General features: G+C 71.1%; 22 protein-coding genes. 12 read left to right on the forward strand and 10 right to left on the reverse strand.

What is annotated here, in order from left to right; all coding sequences use genetic code 11:
- Positions 1-50: 50 nt before the first annotated feature.
- Positions 51-626: a hypothetical protein gene (locus tag ACZ6SA_RS00670; protein ID WP_465825840.1), complete on the forward strand. Its 576-nt coding sequence runs from the start codon at positions 51-53 to the stop codon at positions 624-626.
- A gap of 9 nt (positions 627-635) precedes the next feature.
- On the opposite strand, the gene ACZ6SA_RS00675 is transcribed toward ACZ6SA_RS00670, so the two are convergent.
- Complete coding sequence (locus ACZ6SA_RS00675; RefSeq protein WP_465825841.1) at positions 636-1550, reverse strand: hypothetical protein; 915 nt, start codon at positions 1548-1550, stop codon at positions 636-638.
- A 120-nt stretch (positions 1551-1670) separates the two neighbouring features.
- Positions 1671-2993: an MFS transporter gene (locus ACZ6SA_RS00680; RefSeq protein ID WP_347642138.1), complete on the reverse strand. Its 1323-nt coding sequence runs from the start codon at positions 2991-2993 to the stop codon at positions 1671-1673.
- A 181-nt stretch (positions 2994-3174) separates the two neighbouring features.
- Between ACZ6SA_RS00680 and ACZ6SA_RS00685 the strand changes: the two genes are divergently transcribed.
- Positions 3175-3699: a hypothetical protein gene (locus ACZ6SA_RS00685; RefSeq protein ID WP_347642137.1), complete on the forward strand. Its 525-nt coding sequence runs from the start codon at positions 3175-3177 to the stop codon at positions 3697-3699.
- Here the strand turns inward: ACZ6SA_RS00685 and ACZ6SA_RS00690 are convergent.
- Complete coding sequence (locus ACZ6SA_RS00690; protein ID WP_347642136.1) at positions 3696-4337, reverse strand: TetR/AcrR family transcriptional regulator; 642 nt, start codon at positions 4335-4337, stop codon at positions 3696-3698. The two genes, ACZ6SA_RS00685 and ACZ6SA_RS00690, sit on opposite strands and share 4 nt — an antisense overlap.
- A gap of 57 nt (positions 4338-4394) precedes the next feature.
- Here ACZ6SA_RS00690 and ACZ6SA_RS00695 point away from each other — a divergent pair, with 57 nt between their 5' ends.
- On the forward strand, positions 4395-5333 hold the full coding sequence (locus ACZ6SA_RS00695; protein ID WP_465825844.1) for an alpha/beta hydrolase: 939 nt from the start codon (positions 4395-4397) through the stop codon (positions 5331-5333).
- 24 nt (positions 5334-5357) lie between these two features.
- Here ACZ6SA_RS00695 and ACZ6SA_RS00700 read toward each other — a convergent pair whose 3' ends face one another.
- Genes ACZ6SA_RS00700 through ACZ6SA_RS00715 form a run of 4 tightly spaced genes read right to left on the reverse strand, consistent with a single transcriptional unit; the run spans position 5358 to position 10581 of the window.
- The gene (locus ACZ6SA_RS00700) at positions 5358-7526 is read right to left on the reverse strand and encodes a family 43 glycosylhydrolase (RefSeq protein WP_465825845.1); all 2169 of its coding nucleotides are present in this window, start codon (positions 7524-7526) and stop codon (positions 5358-5360) included.
- 3 nt (positions 7527-7529) lie between these two features.
- Positions 7530-8339 (reverse strand): carbohydrate ABC transporter permease, encoded by an 810-nt coding sequence (locus ACZ6SA_RS00705; protein ID WP_347642133.1) that lies wholly within the window; start codon positions 8337-8339, stop codon positions 7530-7532.
- A complete protein-coding gene (locus ACZ6SA_RS00710) occupies positions 8336-9250 on the reverse strand; it encodes a carbohydrate ABC transporter permease (RefSeq protein ID WP_465825847.1) in 915 nt (304 codons plus the stop codon). The genes ACZ6SA_RS00705 and ACZ6SA_RS00710 overlap by 4 nt, the downstream gene beginning before the upstream one ends.
- Positions 9250-10581: an ABC transporter substrate-binding protein gene (locus ACZ6SA_RS00715; protein ID WP_465825848.1), complete on the reverse strand. Its 1332-nt coding sequence runs from the start codon at positions 10579-10581 to the stop codon at positions 9250-9252. Before ACZ6SA_RS00715 ends, ACZ6SA_RS00710 begins: the two co-directional genes overlap by 1 nt.
- 135 nt (positions 10582-10716) lie before the next feature.
- On the opposite strand from ACZ6SA_RS00715, the gene ACZ6SA_RS00720 reads away from it, so the two are divergent.
- On the forward strand, positions 10717-11733 hold the full coding sequence (locus ACZ6SA_RS00720; protein WP_465825849.1) for a LacI family DNA-binding transcriptional regulator: 1017 nt from the start codon (positions 10717-10719) through the stop codon (positions 11731-11733).
- Positions 11734-12192: 459 nt separating this feature from the next.
- On the forward strand, positions 12193-13125 hold the full coding sequence (locus ACZ6SA_RS00725; RefSeq protein WP_465825851.1) for an NBR1-Ig-like domain-containing protein: 933 nt from the start codon (positions 12193-12195) through the stop codon (positions 13123-13125).
- 66 nt (positions 13126-13191) lie between these two features.
- On the opposite strand, the gene ACZ6SA_RS00730 is transcribed toward ACZ6SA_RS00725, so the two are convergent.
- Positions 13192-15129: a serine hydrolase gene (locus ACZ6SA_RS00730; RefSeq protein ID WP_465825852.1), complete on the reverse strand. Its 1938-nt coding sequence runs from the start codon at positions 15127-15129 to the stop codon at positions 13192-13194.
- Positions 15130-15231: 102 nt separating this feature from the next.
- Between ACZ6SA_RS00730 and ACZ6SA_RS00735 the strand changes: the two genes are divergently transcribed.
- The gene (locus ACZ6SA_RS00735) at positions 15232-16941 is read left to right on the forward strand and encodes a sensor histidine kinase (RefSeq protein ID WP_347642127.1); all 1710 of its coding nucleotides are present in this window, start codon (positions 15232-15234) and stop codon (positions 16939-16941) included.
- On the opposite strand, the gene ACZ6SA_RS00740 is transcribed toward ACZ6SA_RS00735, so the two are convergent.
- Positions 16882-17490, reverse strand: a complete 609-nt coding sequence (locus tag ACZ6SA_RS00740) for a response regulator transcription factor (RefSeq protein WP_347642126.1) — start codon at positions 17488-17490, stop codon at positions 16882-16884. The two genes, ACZ6SA_RS00735 and ACZ6SA_RS00740, sit on opposite strands and share 60 nt — an antisense overlap.
- Positions 17491-17879: 389 nt before the next feature.
- Between ACZ6SA_RS00740 and ACZ6SA_RS00745 the strand changes: the two genes are divergently transcribed.
- Both ACZ6SA_RS00745 and ACZ6SA_RS00750 read left to right on the forward strand, forming a co-directional pair.
- Positions 17880-18401 (forward strand): snapalysin family zinc-dependent metalloprotease, encoded by a 522-nt coding sequence (locus ACZ6SA_RS00745; RefSeq protein WP_347642125.1) that lies wholly within the window; start codon positions 17880-17882, stop codon positions 18399-18401.
- 234 nt (positions 18402-18635) lie between these two features.
- Positions 18636-19031: a peptidase inhibitor family I36 protein gene (locus tag ACZ6SA_RS00750; protein WP_347642124.1), complete on the forward strand. Its 396-nt coding sequence runs from the start codon at positions 18636-18638 to the stop codon at positions 19029-19031.
- On the opposite strand, the gene ACZ6SA_RS00755 is transcribed toward ACZ6SA_RS00750, so the two are convergent.
- Positions 19032-19622: a TetR/AcrR family transcriptional regulator gene (locus ACZ6SA_RS00755; protein ID WP_347642123.1), complete on the reverse strand. Its 591-nt coding sequence runs from the start codon at positions 19620-19622 to the stop codon at positions 19032-19034.
- Between the two features lie 83 nt (positions 19623-19705).
- Between ACZ6SA_RS00755 and ACZ6SA_RS00760 the strand changes: the two genes are divergently transcribed.
- The 4 genes from ACZ6SA_RS00760 (at position 19706) to ACZ6SA_RS00775 (ending at position 22464) form a co-directional block, all read left to right on the forward strand.
- Positions 19706-20737 carry a saccharopine dehydrogenase NADP-binding domain-containing protein gene (locus ACZ6SA_RS00760; RefSeq protein WP_465825855.1) on the forward strand — a complete coding sequence of 344 codons (1032 nt, stop codon included), beginning with the start codon at positions 19706-19708 and terminating at the stop codon, positions 20735-20737.
- Positions 20734-21570, forward strand: a complete 837-nt coding sequence (locus ACZ6SA_RS00765; RefSeq protein WP_465825857.1) for an NmrA family NAD(P)-binding protein — start codon at positions 20734-20736, stop codon at positions 21568-21570. The genes ACZ6SA_RS00760 and ACZ6SA_RS00765 overlap by 4 nt, the downstream gene beginning before the upstream one ends.
- A 122-nt stretch (positions 21571-21692) precedes the next feature.
- Complete coding sequence (locus ACZ6SA_RS00770; protein WP_465825859.1) at positions 21693-21992, forward strand: hypothetical protein; 300 nt, start codon at positions 21693-21695, stop codon at positions 21990-21992.
- 7 nt (positions 21993-21999) lie between these two features.
- On the forward strand, positions 22000-22464 hold the full coding sequence (locus ACZ6SA_RS00775; protein WP_465825860.1) for a hypothetical protein: 465 nt from the start codon (positions 22000-22002) through the stop codon (positions 22462-22464).
- The last annotated feature ends 382 nt before the right edge of the window (positions 22465-22846 follow it).

Raw genomic sequence — 22846 nt, forward strand, 5'->3', positions numbered from 1 at the left:
ACCAACCACCGCTCCCCCCGCAACACCCCGGCTTCGCACCGCCTCCCGTCGTGATCGACGTCGGCGGGGACGCCAGGGTCAGGGCGCTGATCGGCGGCTCCGTCGCGGGAGTGATCGGACTCATCTCGATCGTCTCGGCGCTCACCGGCCAGGTGGAGGGCGGCGCGGGCACCGCGGTCGTCGCCGGGATCCTCGGGCTGATCTTCCTGGGTATCGGCCTGCTGCCGGTCATCGCCTGGCGCAGGATCGGCCGGCCGCGCCGGCTCGTCCTCGACGCCGTCGGAGTGCGCTGGGACGATCCCCAGGGCAAGCCGTGGGTCGCGCCGTGGGCCGAGCTGTCCGGGGTCGGCATCTCGCGCACGCGGCAGCGCCGCGTCGAACTCGCCGACTCCATCATGCGCAAGACGATGGTCCGCCTCGACCTCTTCCCCGCCGACCCGGGCTTCCGCTCACGCCACCAGGAGATGGAGCACCTGTGGGAGTTCCACACGGTCAAGAACGGCTACCGGCTGCCGCTCGGCTCCAACCCGAAGTACATCCCGGTCATCGAGGACGACATGCGGCGGTTCCGCCCGGCGGCGTACCTGGGGATCAAGGACGAGGGCTTCATGGTCGGCCTGGTCTGACGCCGCACGTCAGTCCCAGCCGTAGTCGAAGGGGATCCCGATGTCCAGCGACTGCGTGATGGTCAGCACCGGCTTGCCCTCCTTGCTGGTCACCGTGACGGGAATGGGCGTCCCGCACCCGATCTCGTAGCCGATCGAGAGCGGCACCGACTGCGGGTCGTAGTCGGGCTTGCACTGGCGTTGGGCCTTGGCCAGGGCCTGCCTGGCCTCGTTCTGCAGCTTCTTGTTGCCGGGCCACAGGTGGACCACCGCGATCTCGAAGGCGTCGGTGGCCAGGGCGGCGGTGTTCTTGACGGTGGTGCCCTGGTTCTCGGCGTGCGTCGAGGCCACGATGTCGACCTCGGTCATCGCGGCGCCCTTCGCGCGGTCGTGGGTCTCGTAGCCGATGGAGACGCGCTTCGTGTACGCCTGGTCGACACTGTTCACGGCCTGGCACTCGGGGTCCCTCACCTTGTAGCCGGAACGGTCCTTCTCCCCCGCCTCGTAACACCGCCACTTCAGCGCCTTCTCGATGCGGGCCAGGAAGTCGGGTCCCCGCGTCGTGGACGGGAAACAGTGCCGGCCGCGCTTCTTGCCCGGCTCGCAGGGCACCGGCGCCTCGGCCGCCTTCGGCCGGTCCGGCGTCGCGCTGGGCTCCTTCTCCCGCGTGCTGGGCCGGGTCGGCGCCACCTGCGCCACGGCGGGCTCGGCCGGCCCTCGGTTCAGCACGACCACCACCACGACCGCCGCCGCCAGCACGGCCACGGCGGCCACGCAGCCGGCGACGATCCAGAGCGTGTGGTCCTGCTTCTTGCGCGGCGCCTGGTGCGGGAAGCGCGGGTCGCCCCCGCAGTGCCGCCCGTTCCACTGGTCCACCCACCATCCCGGCGCGTGCCTGTCGGCCTGGATCGGAGCTCCGCAGCGCGCGCAGGGACTCGCTGTCATGGTGATGTCGGTTTCCTTCCCCCGCCCGGCAGGCCGTACGGCTTCCCGCGCGACCCTAGGGCCGGGCGCGCCGGGCGGGGCCTCCTTTCGAGGATCCTCGAAGCATGTGCCGGGCCCGCTTCAGGGGCCGGCCTCGTCGTACTCGACCGCGTAGTCCATGTGGGCGCGGTCCTTGAGCGCGAACGCGGCGGCCACGCTGATCAGGCCGCAGATCGCCATGTAGACGGCGATGGCGAACGAGCTCTCATAGGTGGCGTACAGCCAGACGGCGATCAGCGGGGCCGGCCCGCCCGCCGTGACCGAGGCCAGCTGGTAGCCGAGCGAGGCACCGCTGTAGCGTAACCGCCCGGTGAAGCTCTCGGCGATGAACGTGGCCTGCGGACCGTACTGGATGTCGTGGATGGGCGCCGCCGCCACGATGGCCAGGAAGACCAGCGCGGGCACGCGGGTGTCGAGCAGCGGCCAGTAGACGAACGACCAGACCACCATGGCCGCGGCGCCGATGATGTAGAGCCTCCGGCGGCCGACCACGTCGGAGATGTAGCCCCAGAACGGCACGGTGAACAGCGAGACGACGCCCGCGACGATGACGTACAGGTAGACGTCGCTCGCCTCGAAGCCGAGCGTCTTGGTGGCGTAGGTGAGGATGAAGACGGTGAAGATGTAGAACGGCGCCTGCTGACCCGTGCGCAGCAGGGCGCTCAGCACGATCTCCCGCCAGTTCTTCACGATGACCTGGCGTACGGGGACGCGCTCGACCTTGTTCTCCCGCAGGACCTTGGTGAAGACCGGCGTCTCCAGGATGCCGAGCCTGATGTAGAGGCCGACCCCGGCCATCACGATGCTGAGCAGGAACGGGATGCGCCAGCCCCAGTAGGGGTCGAGCGGCTGGAAGATCTGCAGCGCGAGATAGCCGAGCACGAGCCCGACAGGGACGCCGAACTGCGGCCAGCTGCCCAGGAACCCGCGCCGGCCGCCGCGCGTCTTGCCCCACTCGGTGGCGAGGAGCACGGACCCGCCCCATTCGCCGCCGACGCTGATGCCCTGGAGCAGGCGGAGCAGCGTCAGCAGGATGCCGCCCCAGATGCCGATCTGCGCGTACGTGGGCACCAGGCCGACGAGGGCGGTGGCGACGCCCATGGTCATGAGGGTGATGATGAGGGTGGCCTTGCGGCCGATGCGGTCACCGTAGTGGCCGAAGATCGCGGCGCCGATCGGGCGGGCGGCGAACCCGCCGAAGTAGGTGCCGAGGGCGAGCAGGAGGCCGGTCGTGGGGTCACTGGTGGGGAAGAACAGCTCCGCGAAGATGGTGCTGGCGGCGAAGCCGTACAGGAAGAAGTCGTACCATTCGATCGAGGTGCCGACGGCCGAGGCGATCACCGCCCGGACAACCTGCCGTCGCTTCTGCTGATCTGTCGCGTCGAGTCGCTGGTCCTCTGCCATCTACCGCTCCTCCGGTAGTGCCGCGTTATCCGCGACGCTACAGGACGTGTCGCCGATGGTCATCATGCTCTTTTCGCCGGTTTTCCCGTGCCTGCGCGGGTTCGCGGCGGGCGGCGGTTGGACGGGGTCGTCACGGGTAGCGACTGGGCGATGACGGAGGTGCCGAAGGGGGTTGGGTGCGATGCGTCCCATCGTCTCTGCCATGGTCGCCGTGGCGCTGGCCGCCTCCGGGTGCTCGGCGGCCGAGATCGACAGGGTGCAGTGGCGTCCGCAGAACGACGGCGCCAACGCCGACGGTCAGGGCGGTGTGCGCCTGCGCAACGTCTTCCTCCTGGGTGGCGCCCACCCGGCCCAACCGCCGCCGCGGTTCCCTCTGTACGGCGTGCTGATCAACGCCGGTGACAGACCGCTGCAACTCGAACGGATCACCGTCGAAGGGGGCGGCACGGTGCGGTTGCCCGGCCCTGTCACCCTGCGCCCCGACCAGCCCGTCGGCACGGCCGAGCAGCCGCTCGCCACGGCCAGCGGGATCCGGGGTGGCCTGGTGCCGCTGACGTTCACCTTCCGCGGTGCGCCTCCTCTGCGCGTATCCGTGCCGGTCAAGCCGCGAACGGGTCATTTCGCCCACCTGGGGACCTCGCCCCCGGTCCCGCCGTCGCCCACGTCCGCCACCACTGCCCCGCCGGCCCCGGAGACGCCGCGCTAGCCGGGGCGGCCTGGGGCGTAGCCGGCGAATCCGCCGGCCAGCATGGCCAGGGCGCGGCGGGCGGCGGCGACGGCGCGCGGCCCGAGCTGGTCACCAGGCGTGCCGTCCAGCAGGCCGGCGCGCATCAGGGCGAGTGACTCCCGGTGCACGACCATCAGCGCCTCGGCGAGAAGCCGGGGACGCATGTCGTCGGGTGCCGCGCGCTGCTCCCCGGCGATCAGGGCGCACAGGGCGTCGGCGTAGCGGGCGTGGATCCGGCGCTCGCGGGCCCGCAGCGCCGGGCTGGCCGCGACAAGGGTCGCGAACATGCGCGCCCGCTCCCCCGACGCCGGGTCCGTCGCGAGGCGCCGGTAACGCCCGAGGAGGAAACGTTCGGCGGCGGCGAGCGCCGGCTCCCCGGCCGGCCGGGCGCGCACGCTCTCCAGCAGCTCCGCCTCGAAGGCCCGGTCCTCGCCGTAGACGAGGTCCTCCTTGGTCTCGAAGTGGTTGAAGACCGTCTTCTCCGTCACCCCCGCGGCCCTGGCGACCTCCGCCACGGTGACGGCGTCGAAACCCTGGCCGGCGAACAGCCGCAGGGCCGTCTCGGCGATGCGCCGCCTGGTCTCGCGCTTCTTCAGCTCGCGAACGCCCTCGACCATCCGTCGCCCCTTCGGTACAGTGACTGAACTTACAGTCACTGTACCGAAAGGCCGACCATGCCGGTGCTCGCCGAGCTCGTCCCGATGCTGGCCAGGATCCAGGAAGCCCGTCAGCACGTACCGGACGCCTCCACCCCGGTCGCCGAGCGGCGCGCCGCCATCCATCGCGGCATGGACCAGCGGGCCGCCATGGTGGCGCGGCCCGCGCCTCCCGTGACGGTCACGGACCACGAGATCGAGGTCGACGGCGGGAGCATCACGGTGCGCGGCTACACGCCCGAACGTCCCGGGCCGCTGCCCTGCCACGTCTACGTCCACGGGGGCGGGTGGTGGCTCGGCGAGCTGCGCCACCGCGACGCCGTCTGCGGCCGCCTCGCCGCCGAGGCCGGCTGCGTGGTGGTCTCGGTCGCCCACCGGCTCGCGCCCGAGCACCGCTTCCCCGTGCCGGTCCACGACTGCCACACCGCCGTCCGGTGGGTCGCCGGCCAGGCGGACCTGCTCGGCATCGACCCCGCGCGGCTGTCGATCGGCGGCGACTCCTCTGGAGCCAACCTGGCCGCCGCCACCGCCCTCATGCTCCGCGACCAGGGCGGGCCCGCGCTGCGCGCCCAGGTGCTGGAGATCCCCGTACTCGACCTCACGGCCGGCCGGCAGGCCGTCGACCCGGGCACGGTCGTGCTGACGCCGGAAGAGCTGGCCGCGAACGTCGAGCAGTACTGCGCTCCGGAGCAGCGCCGGCACGCGTACGCCTCGCCGCTGCTGGCGGACGACCTGACCGGGCTGCCGCCCGCCCTGATCATGACGGCGGAGTACGACATCCTCCGCGGCGACGGCGAGTCGTACGCCCGGGCGCTGACCAGGGCGGGGATCGCGGCCCATGTGACCTGCTGGCCGGGGCACGTGCACGGGTCGCACGAGCTGACCGCGATGCTGGAGTCGGCACGGGAGTGGCAGGCGCGGGTCGCGGCGTTCCTGCGGGCCGAACTCGCCGCCTGACAGCACCGCGGTGCGAGCTCCGGATCAGCGGGTGCGGTAGAAGCGGACGTAGTCGAACTCGGCCTCGACAGCGGGCTGGGCCCCGCCGTGGGCGACCAGGCCGATGCGCGGGGACGTGTCCTTGCCGAACGTCCACACCCCGGCCCACGTCCACGTCTTGCCGTCACGACTCGACCCGGCGCGGAACTCGTGTTCCCCGGTCTCCCGGTCCACGTGGTGGGCGAGCCGGAGCCAGGTCGTCCTCGCCGGGGCTCCGGCGATGTTCCCGCCGTACGACAGCCGGTCGGCGAACGGCAGCTCGCGGCCGTACTCCACCTGCCGGGTGTTCCAGATGGCCACCTGGGAGAGCCGGGCGAAGTCGTCGTCGGAGGCGTAGGCGACGAGGCCCGCCTGCTGGTGGTTGCGTACGGTGTCCTCGCCCAGGTCGAGCGTCACCTTGGTCTCCACGATGTAGTCGCCGCGCGGCGGCGTGCGCAGCAGCACGCTCGCCGAGTTGCCCGTTCCCACCAGGTCGCCGTTCTGCACCGGCCAGCGCAGCGCGCCGCCGGCGACGCGGGCGGCGGGGTCCTCGCGCACCCACTGCCAGGCGCGGTCCAGGGTGCCGAACTCCTCGGCGTCGAGCTTCCTGCCGGGCTCGGGGACGGGCGCCATGCGGGTGACCGGCTTGGCGAGCCTGGCCACGCTGACGTTGTCGAACTCCGCCGTGCCCTTGGCGACCAGCCCGAACGCGCCGGACAGCGGGACGGGCGAGTCCAGGCTCACGGTGGCCTGGGGGTCTCCGAGCCGGGCCGAGGTCACCTCGGCGATGATCGTCCTGCCCTTGACGGTGACGGCCAGGTTCCGCCAGGTGGAAGCGCCTCCCGGCAGCGTGGCCGTGCGGCGCTCGCCTCCCGCCGTGACGGTCAGGCCGGAGTCCGACACCACCGCGGTGGCCGCGCCGATCCGCAGTCCCGCCGTGCCACCGGGGCGCGCGTCGGCGAGCCGGAGGTCGGTCTCGGCCCGGCGGTCGCCGCCGAGGCCCTTCCTGGACGTCAGCGTCGCCTGCTCACCACCGTCATGCCGGACATATCCGTCCTGTACGGCCCAACCCCCGGTGTCACGCCACCCGGACAGGCCGCCGGAGAACCGTTCCTCGACGTGCCCGCTCGTCACGGGCCGCTCGGAGGAGCGTTCGGACGGTCCCGCCCCGGCGCGGACGACCGGCCAGCCGTCGATCCAGTCGAGCCGGTCGAGCAGCATGGGCCGCTCGTTGACGCCGTACGGCTCGTCCAGGAAGGGGTCGTCGCGGTCGATCGCGTGGTAGAGCATCCAGTCCTGCCCGGCCAGGTCGGTCAGCTGGGCGTGGTGGCCGACGCCGATCCAGCGGTTGCCGTTCTGCGCGACCACGGGGGTGCCGCCGGCGCGGGAGGCGAGCAGAGGCTGTCCCTCCCGGTCGGTGAACGGCCCGAGCGGGCTGGTGGCACGCCCGGCCAGCACCGAGTAGCCGGTGGTGGGGCCGGCGCAGCAGTTCGCCGACGAGGCCAGCAGGTAGTAGTAGCCGTCGCGGCGCACGACGTACGAGCCTTCGAACTTGTTGTCCACGGCGACCTGGGTGGGCCGGCCGACGGGCCTGAGGCCGTCCGCGGACAGCTCGGTCACCCACACGCCGCCGAAGAACCCGCCGAAGTACAGGTACTTCTTGCCGTCCACGTCCGTGAACTGCGAGGGGTCGATCGTGTTCCAGTACGCGTCGCCGGACGGGCGCGGCGGAACCACCGGCTCGGGTGCGGGCGTCCACGGCCCCGTCGGCGTGGGCGCGGTGGCGGCGCCGATCGAGTAGTCCCATTGGTGTGGCGTGCCCGCCGAGTTGGTGACCGTGAAGTACATGACGTACCGGCCGTCGAGATAGCGGACGTCCGGCGCCCAGAGCAGGGTGCTCGGATCCGCGTACGACGGCAGGTCGTCCTGCCCGAACGCGTCGCCCACGTACGTCCACTCCACCAGGTCGCTGGAGCGGGCGATGGGCAGGCGGTGATGTTCGCCCTCTCCCTCGCGCAGCGGGTCGGAGGTGCCGTAGGAGTACCAGTAGCCGTCGAGCCCGCGGATCACGGCGGGGTCGGCGAAGGTGTCGGCGAAGTCCCGCGACACGGGATTGTCATAGGACGGGGCGCCCACCAGCGACAGGATGAGCGAGGCAACCGCTGCGATATGCATATATCAGCCTTTCAACCCACTGCGAGAGATGCCCTCGATGACGTAACGCTGGGTCAGCGCGAACAGGATCAGCACCGGAACGCTGGCCAGCACGGCGCCCGCCATGATCACCGGATAGTCGATCGTGTAGGCGCCCTGGAGGATGGACAGCCCTGGCGGGAGCGTGAAGTACTCCGGGCTGAAGATCACGAAGATCGGCCAGATGAAGTCGTTCCAGTTGGCCAGGAAGCTCAGTACCGCGAGCGTGGCCAGCGCGGGCTTCGACAGCGGCAGCGTGATCCTGGTGAAGATCTGCCAGTGGTTGGCCCCTTCGACCAGCGCGGCCTCGTCGAGCTCGCGGGGCAGGCCGAGGAAGAACTGACGCAGGAAGAACACCCCGAACGCGCCCGCCGCGCCCGGCACGATCAGCGCGGTCAGGCTGTCGAGCCAGCCCAGCTGGTCGATGATCAGGAACTGCGGGATGAGGAAGACGAACCCCGGCACCAGCAGCGTGCCGACGATGACGGCGAACATCAGCCGCTTGCCCCGGAACTCCAGCCTGGCCAGCGCGTACGCGGCCAGCGACGACACCACGAGGACGAGCAGCATGTGCAGGGTGGCCGCGATCAGGCTGTTGGCGAACCAGCGCAGCACCGGCGTCTGCGTCGTGCCTTCGAAGAGGGTCCCGTACGCCCGGGTGACCGGCTCGGTCGGGAACAACGTCGGCGGCATCCTGGTGGCCTCCGACTGGCTCTTCAGCGAGGTGCCGAGCGCCCACAGCAGCGGCGACACGAACACCACGGCCAGCGCGGCGAGCAGCGTGTAGCGCTTCACGAGCGCCTCCTGAACAGGCGGAAGTTGAGCACGCTGACCAGGATCAGGGCGAGCGTCAGCACGTAGCTCATGGCCGCGGCGCTGCCCATCTTGTACTGGCTGAGACCCTGGTCGAGGATGTAGTAGATCGCCGTCCTGGTCTCACCGCCCGGCGCCCCCTGGGTCAGCAGGTACGACTGGCCGAACATGTTGGCCGAGGCCAGGATCGTCGTGGTGACCACGAACAACGCGACGGGCCGCAGGCCGGGCAGCGTCACGTGGCGGAACTCGGCCCACCTGCCGGCGCCGTCCACCTTGGCGGCGTCGTAGAGGTCGCGCGGGATGTCCTGCATGCCCGCGAGATAGATCACGCCGTTGAAGCCGATCGTCCACCAGACGGTCACGCCGACCAGCGCGATCCACGCCCAGGGGAGCGAGGTCGTCCAGCCGATGTCGGTGCCGAGCAGCCAGTCGACCAGGCCGAGGTTCGGGTCGAGCAGCAGCCGCCACATGAGGCTGACCACGGCCACCCCCAGCACGTACGGCGCGAAGAACAGCCCGCGGAAGAACGTCCGCCCCCTGAACGGCCGGTGGAGCAACAGCGCCAGCCCGAGCGGCAGCACCACCAGGAACGGCACGCTGAACAGCGTGAAGATGCCGGTGGCCCGCATCGACATCCAGAAGTCGGCGTAGACCGCCGATTCCGGATCGAACAGGGCGGTGTAGTTGCCCAGCCCGACGAACGGCCTGGCCTCCAGCAGGTAGTCCCAGTCGTGCAGGCTGATCCAGATCCCGTAGATCGCCGGGGCCAGCACGAACACGACGAAGAGCAGCAGGTAGGGGGCCAGGAAGAGGTAGGGGGTGGCGCGTCCCGACCGGGGAACGGCGGTGGCCGTGCGGGACGCGGCACCCTTCAGGGTGAGCGAGACCATCAGGCGCCGTACTTCTTCCGGTTCTGCTCAAGGATCTTGTCCGCCTTGGCCGCCGCCTCGGTGAGGGCGTCCTTGGGGCTCTTCTTCAGCAGGATCGCCGCGTTGACGGCCTGGTCGACCACCGCGGAGGCGTCGCCGATGCCGGCCACGGGCGGCAGGAAGTACAGGTGGTCGATCTGGGAGCCGATCGCCGCCTGCTCCTTCAGCCCTTTGAACTCCGCGCTCTCGCGGATGCTCTTGCGCGCGGGCACCTGCCCGGCCTTGGCCCACTCGATGGAGTGGCCGCTGATCCAGTTGATGAACACCTTGGCGGCGGTCAGCTTGTTCTGGTCGGGCCGGCGCTGCTTGAAGATCACGAACTGGTGCGAGCCGGCCCAGGCGGCGGGCTCGGTGCCGATCTGGGGCAGCGGCGCCACGCCCCACTCCAGGTCCTCGTGCTCCCGGAGCGTGTTGATGGACCAGATGCCGTTCCAGTTGAAGGCGGCCTTGCCGTTCTGCAGGGCGATGAAGTCGGCGTCCTGGCCCACGTTCTTCGGGCTGTAGCCCTTGTCGACCAGATCGACCAGCCAGGTGAGCGCCTGCACGCCGGGCTCCTCGGCGAAGCGGGAGACGCCGGCGTCGTCGGCGAACAGCCGGCCGCCGTTCTGGTGGAGCAGGCTGCCGAACTGCATGCTCCCGGTGAAGGGGAACGGCGTGGCCCAGTGACCCTGCACCCCGGCCTTCTTCAGGGTTTCCAGCGCGGCCAGGTATTCCTCGCCCGTCTTGGGCGGGTTGTCCGGGTCGAGCCCCGCCTTGGACAGGACGGTCTTGTTGTAGAACATGCCGAGCGGGTGCACGTCGAGCGGGATGGAGTAGCGCGCGCCCTTGTAGACGCCGGCCTGCCAGACGGGCGGCGAGAAGTCCGCCTCGGTAAGGCTGAGCGAGGCGGCCAGGTCGTCGAGCGGCAGCACGACCTGCCGGGCGGCGTTGGTTGCCACGCTGTCGACGTGCATGATGCCGAGGTCGGGCCCCCTGCCTGCGGACACCGCCGCGGGCACCTTCGAGTAGTAGTCGGACCACTGATAGACGTTCATCGTGATCTTGATGTTCGGGTGGGCGCTGTTGAACTGCTCGACGAGCCGCTTCATGAAGGGCCCGTCGCCGCCGGTGAACCCGTTCCAGAAGGCGAGGGACACCGTGGGGCCCGTGTAGCTGGTGGGCGCCGCCGTGGCCGGTCCGCTCGACTGCTGGGCCGCCTGCTTCGGGCCGCCGCCCCCGCCGCATCCGGCGAGCACCATCGCTCCGAGGCCGAGGCCGAGCGCGCGTCGCCGGGTCAGGCTCTCCAGGGACATGTGAATCACTCCTGCCCATGTGATGTTGCCCCGTTCTACATCGTTGGTTCTAACGTTGTAAACAGGCAGCGCGAAAGTCGTTACAGCGTTGTAAACCGGGCACTGTAGGGTCATCGGCGGCGGAAGGGGGCCGGAGTGCGGGCACGACTCAAGGACGTCGCGGAGCGCGCCGGAGTGTCCATCAAGACCGTCTCCAACGTGGTCAACGGCCATCCGCACGTGAGCGCGGCCACCAGGGAACGGGTGCAGGCCGCCATCGCCGAGCTGTCCTACCGGCCCAACCTGTCGGCCAGGAACCTGCGGTCGGGCCGCTCCGGCGTGGTCGCCCTGGCCGTGCCCGACCTGGACAACCCCTACTTCGCCGAGCTGGCCACCCACGTCATCTCCGCCGCCGGCCAGCGGGGCTGGACCGTGCTCGTCGACCAGACCCAGGGCGACCCGGACAAGGAGCGCCTCGTCGTCGGAGGCAGCCGGTCCCACCTGATCGACGGCCTGCTGTTCAGCCCGCTCGCCCTCACCCAGCGCGACCTGACCGGGCGGGAGGACCGCACGCCGATGGTGCTGCTGGGCGAGCGCGTCGGCCGGCGAGCCCCGTACGACCATGCCGGCATCGACAACGTGGCCGCCGCCCGCGCGGCCACCCTCCACCTGGCCGAGCGGGGACGGCGCCGGATAGCGGCGCTCGGCGCCCAGCGCGCGCCCTCGGCGGCGACCGCCCGCCTGCGGCTGAAGGGCTACCGGCAGGCGCTGGCCGCCTGCGGTCTGGCGGCGGACCCGTCGCTCATCGCCCACGCCCCGGCGTGGCACCGGACGGGCGGGGCCGAGGCGATGGCGGCGCTGCTGGAGGCGGACGCGCCCGACGCGGTCTTCTGCTTCAACGACGCCCTGGCGCTCGGCGCCCTGCGCACGCTGCTCTCGCGCGGATACCGGGTGCCGCAGGACGTCATGGTGATGGGCTTCGACGACATCGAGGACGGCCGTTTCGCCACGCCCTCGCTGTCGACCGTCTCCCCCGGCAAGGCGCTGATCGCCGAGTCGGCGGTGTCGCTGCTCGCCGACCGCCTCGCCGGCGCCACGGGCGAGCCGAGAGAGGTGCGCGTCCCCCACCGGCTGACGCCCCGCGAAAGCAGCTCGTCCGGCGCGTTCCCGTGACCGGCCCGTTCCTTCATCATGCCCCTCTGACCAGCGCGTTCATTTGTCCAACGTCCGCTGGACAATGTTCGGACATTGATGGCTTGGCAGGAGCCTGGGCGGCGGGCAACAGTGGTGGGGGAAAGCACCGCGACGGCAACCGGCCCTCGACGTCGTGCGCGGCAGGACCAGGTGCTTCACCTGCTCCTACGGCGACGAGGGCATCCGCACCGTCACCGCCTCCTTCCCCCACCGCTGCGGCGGCTGACACGCCGCTCCTGATCGCCTGGGCGCTCGCCGCCGAGGCGCCTCGGGGCCCCGGCCGAGTGAATTCGCGGTGGCATCCACCCGGCCGGGGCCCGCACCCGAGAGGGCTCCCGCCAGGGGTCCGGCCGGCCAGGACACCTTTGATAACCTCGTTCCGTCTGGACGTGGTGCGGTTCTGCAGCCGCACGGGCGCTCGACCGAAGCAGGGGTGGGATGGCGGAGTCCTCCGGACCGCAGGACGAAGGCACGGGATCCCGGCGAGGGCGCCGGCCGATCCGGCCTGACCCTGGCGCCGGTCCCGTTTCCCTGCTCGCCCACCGCCTCTGGGAGCTCAAGGAGGAGGCGGGCGACCCTTCGTTCGCCGACATGGCCGGCCGGCTCGGCGCGGCGGCCTCGAAGTCGTCGCTGGCGGCCGCCGCCCGGGGCAGCGCGCTGCCGAGCTGGGAGACGACGTGGGAGTTCGTCCGCGTCCTGGCGGTCGACCGGCTCGGCCGCGATCCCGAGCAGGTCAGGCGCGAGTGGCGGAGGCTCTGGGAGCAGGCGCAGGCAGGGGAGGCCGGCGCACCGCTCGACGGTCCCGGACCACCTACCGATGGTTCCGCACCATCCTCCGGCGGCCCGGAACCGTCCTCCGGCCCGCGACCGGGCGCTCGCCGTACGCCGCCGGTCAAGAAGGCGACCGTGCTCGCCGCGGCGACCGGCGTGATCGGGGTCGCCGCCATCCTGCTCGGCTGGGTGCTGCCGCTGCTCGGAGAGAGCGACGAGAACGAACCCACGGCCCAGCCCACCCCGTCGCAGACCGTCTCGCCGCGCGACGACTCCGCCTTCGAAGGGGACGTGACCTTCCCCGACGGGAGCGTGGTGGAGCGGGGCGCCTCCTTCGACAAGGTCTGGCGCATCCGCAACGCGGGCACCGTCCCGTGGCAGGACCGCTATCTGACCCGCATGAACGACACCCCGTGCAAGGCGCCGGAACGGGTCGGGATCGGACCGGTGCTGCCCGGGGAGACGGTCGACATCAAAGTACGCGTGCGCGCCGCCGACTCCCCCGGCCGCTGCAAGATCTTCTGGAAGATGACCGACGAGGACGGCACCCCGCTGCTGGCCGGCAAGAAGCCCATCTTCCTCGACGTCACCGTCGGCTGAGACGTGGGGTCCGCACTCGTGTGAGCGCATGCTGCGCGAACACCCGGATCGGCGCTTGACGGGCCGTCAGTTCGTCGGGAACGGCAGAGCGAGGAGGTTGTAGGTCATGGCCATCTTGAAGAACATCACACCGGCCAGGGCGAGCGCCGTGTAGTACAGCCGTCCTGGCCGGCCCCACCAGCCCTTCACCCAGGCCGCCACCGCGCAGCAGGCGACCAGGACGGAGACCACGAGCCCGGCCGTGGCGACGATCGGCAGCACGGCCAGCCGGGGCGCGTAGAGAGTGGTCAGCTCTATGACCACGTTCGGGTCGGACATGGTCATGGCGATCCCGCCGACGAAGACCGTCACCAGGGCGGCGGTGATCCAGGCCATCAGCCGGGCGACACGGGCACCGGCCGGCTGCGGCCGGGCTCCGGGACGGGAACGCCCGCGCAGGACCCGGACCAAGGCCGTGATCGGCAGGGTGAGGAAGGCCAGCACGAAGACCAGGGCGCTGGAGCCCAACAGGACCATGTGCAGCATCGGCTCTTCTGACCAGGCCAGCTTCTCCAGCGCCTCGGACGGGTTCATCGAGCTGGACAGCGTGCCCTCGTCGTCGAAGGCGATCTTCGCCTGGCCGTCGCGCTCCTGGAAGAGACCCGGCCCGATCGGCACCCAGTGCTGGGTCGTCCTTTCCGGATCCGGCGAAAGGCCAGTGGTGGTGAGCGTGCCGTCGGTGTTGGCCTGGACGCTTGGCGTGGCGAACAGCGCGCTGACCTTCATGAGGCTGGTCCGGCTGGTGCGGGTAGAGCGGTAGGTGCCGGCGTAGCGCGTCATGTCCCCGCCGGAGACGGCCAGTGTGCCGGCCGGGGGCAGGGGAAAATACTGGTCGATGATCTGATTGACGAGGCTCTGACCGCTCCAGCCCGCGACCTGGCCGACGCCGTCGCCGTTGTAGACGACGTAGATCCCGAGGTCCTGCTCCGGGAGCAGAGCCATGACGTTGTGGTGGCCAGGCACCTCGCCGTCCTTATAGACAAGCCGGTGGCCGTTGCGCGAGCGCTGCTCGAAGGCGTAGCCCATACCCGGGATGCGTGGGTCCTGGGCATAGTGCTGCTCCCGAAGGCGGCGGGCGACGTTCTCGCCCATGCGCGGATCGTCGCTGAGGTGGGCGAGCATGAAGCGGCCCATGTCGGCGGGGGTGGAGACGGGGCCGGTTCCCGTGGGAGCCCAAGGGCCGTACTGGCCTTTGACCGTGGCGTAGCCCTCCGCGCTCGGGCGGTAGGCGCCGGCGAGGGCGGCGTCGAGTGCCGCGGCGTGCGGTACGGCCAGGCTGGTGGCGTTCATGCCGAGCGGCTCGAGTACGTGCTGCTCGACGTACTCCGCGTACGGCTGTCCGGAGGCGGCCTCCACGAGGTGGCCGGCCAGGGCCATGCCGTAGTTGTCGTAGGCGACGCGCGTGCCGGGCGGACGTACCCGGCGCGGTTGCCGGCCGGCCAGGCTGTCCCGCAGAGAGCCGACGTCTTCCGCATCGGCCTCGGCGAGCCCGACGATGTCGTCGTCGAAGCCAGCCGTGTACGTCAGGAGGTGTTCCAGGGTGACCGGCCGCCCTGGAAAGGTATTCTTGATCTTGAACGTGGTCAGATACCTGTTGACGTCCGCTCGCAGGTCGAGCTTGCCGTCGTCCACGAGTTGCAGCGCGGCCGTGGCGGTGAACAGCTTGGCGAGCGAACCGGTGAAGAAGCCGGTGCGCCGGGGGTCGACCGGCCGGCGCGTGGCCACGTCGGCGACACCGTATCCCTTGGCGAGGACCGTACGCCCGCCGGAGACCACGACGACCGCCGCGCCGGGAATGCGCTCCTTGGCCAACTGCTCGGGGACGATCCGGTCGACCATCTCGGCCAGTCCAGGCAGGTCGGTCATCGGCGTGACCGGGCTTGCGGATGCCGTGGCCTGGCCTGCTGTGAGGATCACGGCGCCGGCCAGTGCCGTGGCCACGATGCGGGTGAGGTGCGCTTTCATGAGCGCAACCCTGCCGATCTGTGGTGATATCGGACCAGTGTCAGGGACACCAGTGCTCTTGACGAAATGCACGATCCGTACATCTCGGTATAATTCTTCGCCGTGGTGATCATCCTGGTGGTCCTGGCCGGGGTGGCGTTCGATCCGCTGGCGCCGCTGCCCGGCGTTCCCGCGATCGTCATGGTGATCCTGCAGGTCGTCCACAGCCTGCCGCGCCCGCGCCGCCTGGTCGGCCCGTGGACCCTCGTGGCGCAGGCCTTGTTGTTCGTGTGGGCCGGGCAGGGCGCTCCCGGGCTGCTCGCCGCCTCCGTGCTCCTGATCGTGCGCGGCCCCGCGCGCTGGGTGCTGACCGGAGCCGTTGTGGCCGTCACCGGCCTGCTCAACACGGCCGACGCCTACACCTGCGTGAACGCCATGGTCAACGCACTCACGCAAGGCCTGGTGGTGTTCGGCGTCACCCGGCTGAACGACCTGCGCGCCGAACTGCACGCCGCCCGCGACGAACTGGCCGAGGCGACGGTCGCCGAAGAACGCGAGCGTGCCTCACTCGAGTTCGAAAGCGTCCTGGGCTCCAGCTTGTCGGCCATCACCGCCCTGGCGGAGCAGGGGCGTACCGGCGAGATCGTCGCCCTGGCCCGCAGGGCCGCCGCGCGTGCCAGGCAGGCTCCTCCAGCCCCGGCCCAGCCCAACGTCGACGACCTCACACCCCGGCTCGCGCTCCCCATCCTGGTGACCGCACACCTGGGGTTCCTGATCGTCTCTGCGGTGTTCCTGTGGCGTGCGGCGATGCCTCCCGCCGTCCTGGCCCTCAGCCTCCTGATCCTGACCGGGGTCACGGGCCTGCAACTGCGCCACTCATGGCCCCGGCCGCCCGGCGTCCGGCCCGCGCACGCGGCATGGACGCTTCCGCTGCAACTTGCCCTCGCCCTGGCGCCGCTGTTCTTCCCCGAGCGTCCCTACCCGCAGCTGATCGGCTTCGTCGCGGGCTCGCTGCTCATCTTGTGGACACGCTGGGCGGCATTCCCTGCGGTCGGCGCCGTGCTGGCGGCGACCGCCGTCGCGATGGCACTGCGCGGCGTCGCTCCGGCGGAAAACCTGTACTGGACGTTCAACGCTCTGGCCATCGCGGTCATGTTCCATGGCCTGGCCCTGCACACCGACATGGTCGCCCAGGTTCGCCAGGCCCGCCTGGCTCTGGCCGGGATCGCACTGGAGAGGGAGCGCCGCCGCATCGCCCGTGATGTCCACGATCTGCTGGGCTACAGCCTGTCGGCCATCGTGGTGAAGGGAGAGCTGGCCGTCCGGATGCCTGAGCGGAGTGCCGAGCAGCTCGCCGACATCACCCGCATCGCCGAGCGTGCCCTCGCCGACGTGGCCGCCATCCCCCGCGACCGCGGCCAGAAGTTGTCGCTGGCGACCGAGCTGGCCTCCGCCCATGAGGTGCTGTCCGCCGCGGGAGCCGGTGTCCACGCCGATCCCGTCGTCGGACTCCCCTCCGAGATCGACGCGCTGCTGGCCACGGTGCTGCGCGAGGCGGTCACCAACGTCCTGCGCCACAGCCGTGCCCAGCTCTGCCGCATCGAGCTCACCTCGCAGGACGCCATCGCATGCCTGCGGATCGCCAACGACGGCGTCACCGACACCGGCGCCGCCCCGCCCGGCCAGGGCCTGCGCAACCTGACCCAGCGGGTGAGCGCCCACGGCGGCACCCTGCGCGCCTCCCATGTCCCCGGAGGGTATGAGCTCCTCGTCCTACAGCCAACCGGCTTCGGTCGCGATGCGGACGGCGTCGAGCCGGTTGCGCGCACCTAGCTTGGTGACGATCGCCCCCAGGTAGTTGCGCACCGTGCCTTTGGACAGGTAGAGCGTCGAGGCGATCTCCGAGGCCTCCATGCCACCTGCCGCCATCCGCAGCACCCCGATCTCCCGCTCGCTCAGAGGGTTCGGTCTGCTCATGATCGCCTGCGCGGCCAGATCCGGGTCGAGCACGCGCTCTCCCGCGACCACCTTGCGGATCGCCTCCGCCAGCTGCGCGGGGGGCGCGTCCTTGAGCATGAACCCGCTGGCCTCGGACGCCAGCGCCTGGCGCAACGTCTCCGGCCGCCCCAGCGATGTCAAAATCACCACCCGGCACTCGGGCAACCGCTCCGCCAGGACACCGGCCGCAGCGAGCCCGTCCAGCTCACCGGGCATGAGCACGTCGAGCACCGCCACGTCCGGCCGGTGCTCCAGGGCCGCCGCCACCGCCGCATCCCCCGAGCCCACCTCGGCGACGACCGTCAGATCGCTCTCCAACTCCAGCAGCGCGACGATGGCCCCGCGGACGAGCTCCATGTCCTCCGCCAGCAACACCCGAATCACGATCGTCCGTCCTTCCCGTGCCCAAGGGACGCAGGGTTCGTCATCTCTGCCCCGCCTCCGAACCTGAGTGCGGCGCTCCCGGTCAGCCAGACGCGCTCCCCCACCACTGCGTCAAGGTGACCGAGCATACGGAGGGCGAGCGCGCCGGGGTGAGCCCGGGCATCCCGGCGCCGGCCTTGGCACTCCGCCCCGGCTCCTGCCGCGGTCGAAGATGCGGTCGTCGTGGCGGACGCCGGCCGAAGCCTGTGTGTCCTGCCCGTTCCTTCGCACGGCGACCGTCCTCGCGCAGGCCACGTAGCTCCATACCACCGTAATAGGGGCGATTTGGGACGTCTCCCGGACGCGTGGCGCACATACCGTTGCGGCACCCCACCCCCGAGGAGGCCCCCATGCCACGATCCCTCCGTCTCATGCTCTCCTTAGCCGTCGGCCTCGCGATCCTGCTGGTCAGCTCGCCCGCGCAGGCCGCATCCATGGTCAGGGTGATCCGGTACGACGCGAGCCGCGCGGCCGAGTTCGTGAGCGCCGTGGACCGGGCGGCGCAGGTCTGGAACTCCAGCGTGTCGAACGTCCGGCTCGTCCGTGGCACACCCGCCGACTTCGTCGTGTACGCCGACAACGGCTGGCCGCGGGCGCTGCCCACCGGGCTGGGCCGCGGCACGATCTGGATGGGCCGGCAGGCGACCGGCCAGGGCTACGACCCGCTGCGCATCGCCGCCCACGAGATGGGCCACATCCTGGGTCTCCCGGACCGGCGCACCGGCCGGTGCTCTGACCTGATGTCGGGGTCGAGCGCGCCGGTGAGCTGCACGAACGCGAACCCGAGCAGCGCCGAGCGGGCCGAGGTCGACCGCAACTTCGCCGGCGCGACCCCGCGGATCGAGTTCGGCAGGCTGCACGTGGACCGCTGACCCTCCGTCCGGCCGGGTGGCCTGGAAGCCGAAGGACGTGGCGGGTGCGAGCGCGCCGTCTCCTCCCCATCGTCCAGCCCGCCCGCGGTGACGTGCCGCTCATCGTCGACGCGGACGCCCGAGCACGGCTCGCAAGAGGGGCCGATCAACCCCTTTCCTGACAAGATCGTGCGATGTATGTTCGGGGCGAAGGAAAGTTTCAAGCATGGAGGAACGTTGGGCAAGAAGCTTCACATGCTGGCGTTACCGATCGCCGCCGCCGCTCTGGCCGCCCTGGCGACCCCGGCCCAGGCGGCCGACGGGTACGACCGCTGCCGTGACGGCTATTACTGCATGTTCTCCGGCCTCGACGGCACGGGCGACCTCATCGAGATCAACGCCGACACCCCCGACCTCGCCGCCCTGGGCATGGCCGACCGCGCCAAGTCCGACTGGAACCGTACCGACTCGTGGATCCACCTGTTCTCCGAGGCCGATTACGGCGGCTGCTCCGCGGTGACCAGCCCGCGCGACCAGGGGAACTTCTACCCCGACTTCCGCGACTTCTTCGACTCCGTCCGCTTCGACGGCCCGAACGGCCCGTCCTGCCAGACCACGCTCAAGGGCACCGTCACCGACTCGCACGGCTGATCAACGCCTGAGCGCCTCCAGGAAGCGGTCGGCCTCCGCGGCGAGCCGCGGCAGGTCGGCCGCCGGGTCCTGGGAGCGGGCCAGCAACATCCCGCCCTCGCACAGGGCACCGAAGACGAGCCGGGCGCGGACGGGCAGATCACCGTCCGCGGCCTGGCCGCCCGCGACCGCCACGCGCAGGCCGTCGTGCAGGACCCGCAGCAGGTGATCGTGCTCGATCGCCCGCACGGTCTCCCAGCTCAGCACCGACGGCGCGTCCAGCAGCACGATCTGCCGGAACCCCGGGTCGAGGCAGTGCTCCAAGAAGGTGCGGCAACCGCGCCGCAGCGCCTCCATCGGCTCGCGTTCCTCGCCCGCCGCCCGTTCCAGCGCGGCGCAGACCTCCTCCAACTCGCGCACGAACGCGGCGCGGAACAGGGCGACCTTGCCGCCGAAGTGGTGGTAGGCGGCTCCCTTGGTGACGCCCGCGGCGGCGGCCACCGCGTCGATCGACGTGGACGCGTACCCCCCGGCGCCGAACATCTGGCGAGCGGCTCGCACCAGCCGCCCCGTGGTCTCGTCTGAGCGCTCTGCCTGCGTGCGGCCGGCCATCGTTCTCCCCTTGACTTGCATACTCGCGGTACGTAACTTCGAGGCTAGTTACGTACCCTCAGTATGGAACATGGAGGCGAGCCGTGTCCGCACCGCAGCACATCGCCGTCTACGGCGCCACCGGCCACACCGGGCGCCTCGTGGCGGCCGAGCTCCATGCCCGCGGCCGCGAGGTCATCCTGGCCGGGCGCGACGAGGGCGGGCTGAAGGCCCTGTCCGGCGAGCTCGGCGGCGCGCCCGTGCACCGGGCCGCGCTCGACGACCCCGCCGCGTTACGACGGCTCGCCGAGCGGGCCGCCGTGCTGATCCACTGCGCGGGCCCCTTCACGCACACCGGCGGTCCCGTCGCCACCGCCGCGGCCGAAGGCGGCTGCCACTACGTGGACCACGCCCTGGAGCAGCACCACACGAAGTGGATGTTCGACGCCATGTCCGAGCCGGCCCGGCGGGCGGGCATCACCATGGTCACGGCGATGAGCTTCTACGGCGGCCTGGGAGACCTGCTCGCCGGCGCCGTGGCGGCGGGCATGACGGGCGTCGACCGGGTGATCACCGCGTACGCGGTGAGCGGCTGGCGGCTGACCACGGGCGCCAAGAGCACGGCGGAGCTGCTGTTCGCCGACACCCGGCGCATCACCTACGCCGACGGCGCCCAGCACATCGGCTACGTCGAGCCGCGCAACGCCGTCTTCCCCTTCCCTCCGCCGCTCGGCCCGCGCACGATGATCGCGCCCGTCCCGTTCTCCGAGGTGCTGACCGTGCCCAGGCACGTGCCGGCGCGGCAGGTCGAGGCGCAGCTCACGGCGCACACGTTCCAGGAGGAGCAGGTGTTCGCCAGCGAGCACGTCGACGCCGCCACCAGGGCGGGCTCCGACTTCACCGTGGCCACACAGGTGATCGCCGAGGACGGGGGCCGCGCGGGGCGGGCGAGCGGCCGTGACCTGTGGCGGATGAGCGCGCTGACCTCCGTGGAGGCCGCCGTGCGCCTGGCAGACGGCGCGGGCCCCGCCTCCCCCGGCGTGTACGGCCCGGCCGAGGCGTTCCCCGCCGAGCCGTTCCTGCGCGACCTGGAGCGGCTCGGGCTGTTCACCCTGAACCTGCCGGAGGAACGATGATCCTCGTCACGGGCGCGGCGGGCGGGCCGCAGGGATCCACCGGCCGGCACGTCGCCGAACTGCTGCTGGAAAGCGGCGTGCAGGTGCGGGCGTTCGTGCGCTCCGACGACCGCCGGGCCGGCGAGCTGCGCGAGCGCGGCGCGGAGGTGGTGGTCGGCGACCTGCGGGAGATCACCTCGGTACGGCAGGCCGTGCGCGGCGTCCATCGGGCGTTCCTCACCTACCCGGTGACGGCGGGCCTGCTGGACGCCACGGCCGTGCTGGCGGCGGCGGCCAGGGAGGAAGGGCTGGAACGGGTCGTCGACGTGTCGCAGCTGGACGCCTCACCCGAGGCGCTGACGCCCCGCATGCGCCGGCACTGGGTGGCCGAGCAGGTCCTCGACCGGGCCGGAGTGGGCGCGGTGCACCTGCGGGCCGCGGTCTTCTTCGAGAACCTGGCCGTGGCCGCCGAGGGCGACCGGCTGGCGCTCCCGCTGGGGCCGCGCGACACGCGGATCCCCCTCGTCGCCGCCGCCGACGTGGCCAGGGTTGCGGCCGGCCTGCTGCTCGACCCGGCGCCCGCCGACCCGGTGTGCCTGGTGACGGGGCAGATGGCGACGATCGGCGAGGTGGCCGACGCCTTCGGGGCGGAGTACGCCGACGTGCCGCCCGAGGAGTGGCAGGCCAGGGCCATGAAGGTCTACGGCGACCCGTACACGGTCGAGCACCTGACGCACCTGTGGGCGATCTTCCGCCTCATCGGGTCCGGCGACCACCCGCTCTACCGGGTCACCGAGAGCATCGAGCGCTACGGCGGCCGGCCGCCGACCACGCTGCGCGAGTTCCGGCGCTGATCGCCGCAGGCGCACGCCCCAACCTACTGCTGCATGTTGTCGAACGATGAGGCGCCAGCACTCAACCTGGAGGCCCCATGGGAGCAGCCGGTACCATGGGGTACCAGGAAAGGGTGTGTGCAATGGCCAAGACAGCAGGGTCCGGCGCGACCGAGAAGACCAGCCGGGCCACCGCCCCGCTGAAGGTCGCCCCCGAGGTCGACCAGTTGATCTCTGACGGTGCTCACTTCCTGGGCCTGACGAAGAAGGACCTGGTCGCCGAAGCAGTCCGGGTTTACCTGGAACTACGGCGCGAGGAGATCCGCTCCAGCATGATGGAGTCCATGCGCAAGCTCGACGGCTCCAACCTCTCCCGCGTCGCACTGCTCACCGGCCTCACCGTCGAGCAGATCAATGCCGTCGGCGGTGTCCGGGAGGACTGACACGGCAATGGAGCACGCCCGCCCCACCCTCCGCACCCTTCGCGACGATCTGCGCCTGCCGACACCGCCAGTGGATGATCCACTCGATGAGATCAACCATCCGGTGCTGGTGAAGGCGTCCGCCATGTTCGCCGACGCCGGCACCCCACACGAGCGGATCCGCGCGATCACCGATCAGATTCTGTTCAAGGTGAAGATCCAGCGTTGGCGCGCAGCCGCTTGGCTGGAAGCGGACCTGCCGTGGATCATCGCCGCGGGCATGCGCGAGGACGGCGCCGTCGACGACTTCTACGCCGCGCTGGAAGCCAACGCGAAGGCTGCCCGGACCCGATACAACACCGAACACACCCAGCCGATCAACGGAGCCACGTATATCGGGCATCTCCTTCCCTCCGATGAGGACCGCATCCGCTACCAAGCCGAAAGCGGTGTCCGCGCGCTGCGTCACCTGCGCCAGCCGTCCACAGGTTGACCTGCGCCTCACTGGGTGACGGGTACGAACACAGCGTCGACCTGGGAACCAGTGTGGTAGGCGTCCAGGTACGCGCCGACGATGGCCACGAAACCTACTGCGCTGTCCGGATCACCGGACCCGTCCCTGCCGACCTGGTAGCCCTCGTCCTAGAACTCGTGCCGGGATGCGATCCGCAGAGCAGGGCGCCCGAGGCACGGATGCCCCACCGTTCCTTGATCGGGAACGAGCAGATCTGGTCCACTCTCATGGACCCTCATGCGGCCGCCAAGCTTCTTGATTCCGAAGCAGAACCATAAATCTCAGTCACCTGCGTACGGCCGGCCGCCGACCACGCTGCGCGAGTTCCGGCGCTGATCGCCGCGGGCGCCGCCGGGAGGGT

This window comes from Nonomuraea sp. NPDC049378, from assembly GCF_055586745.1.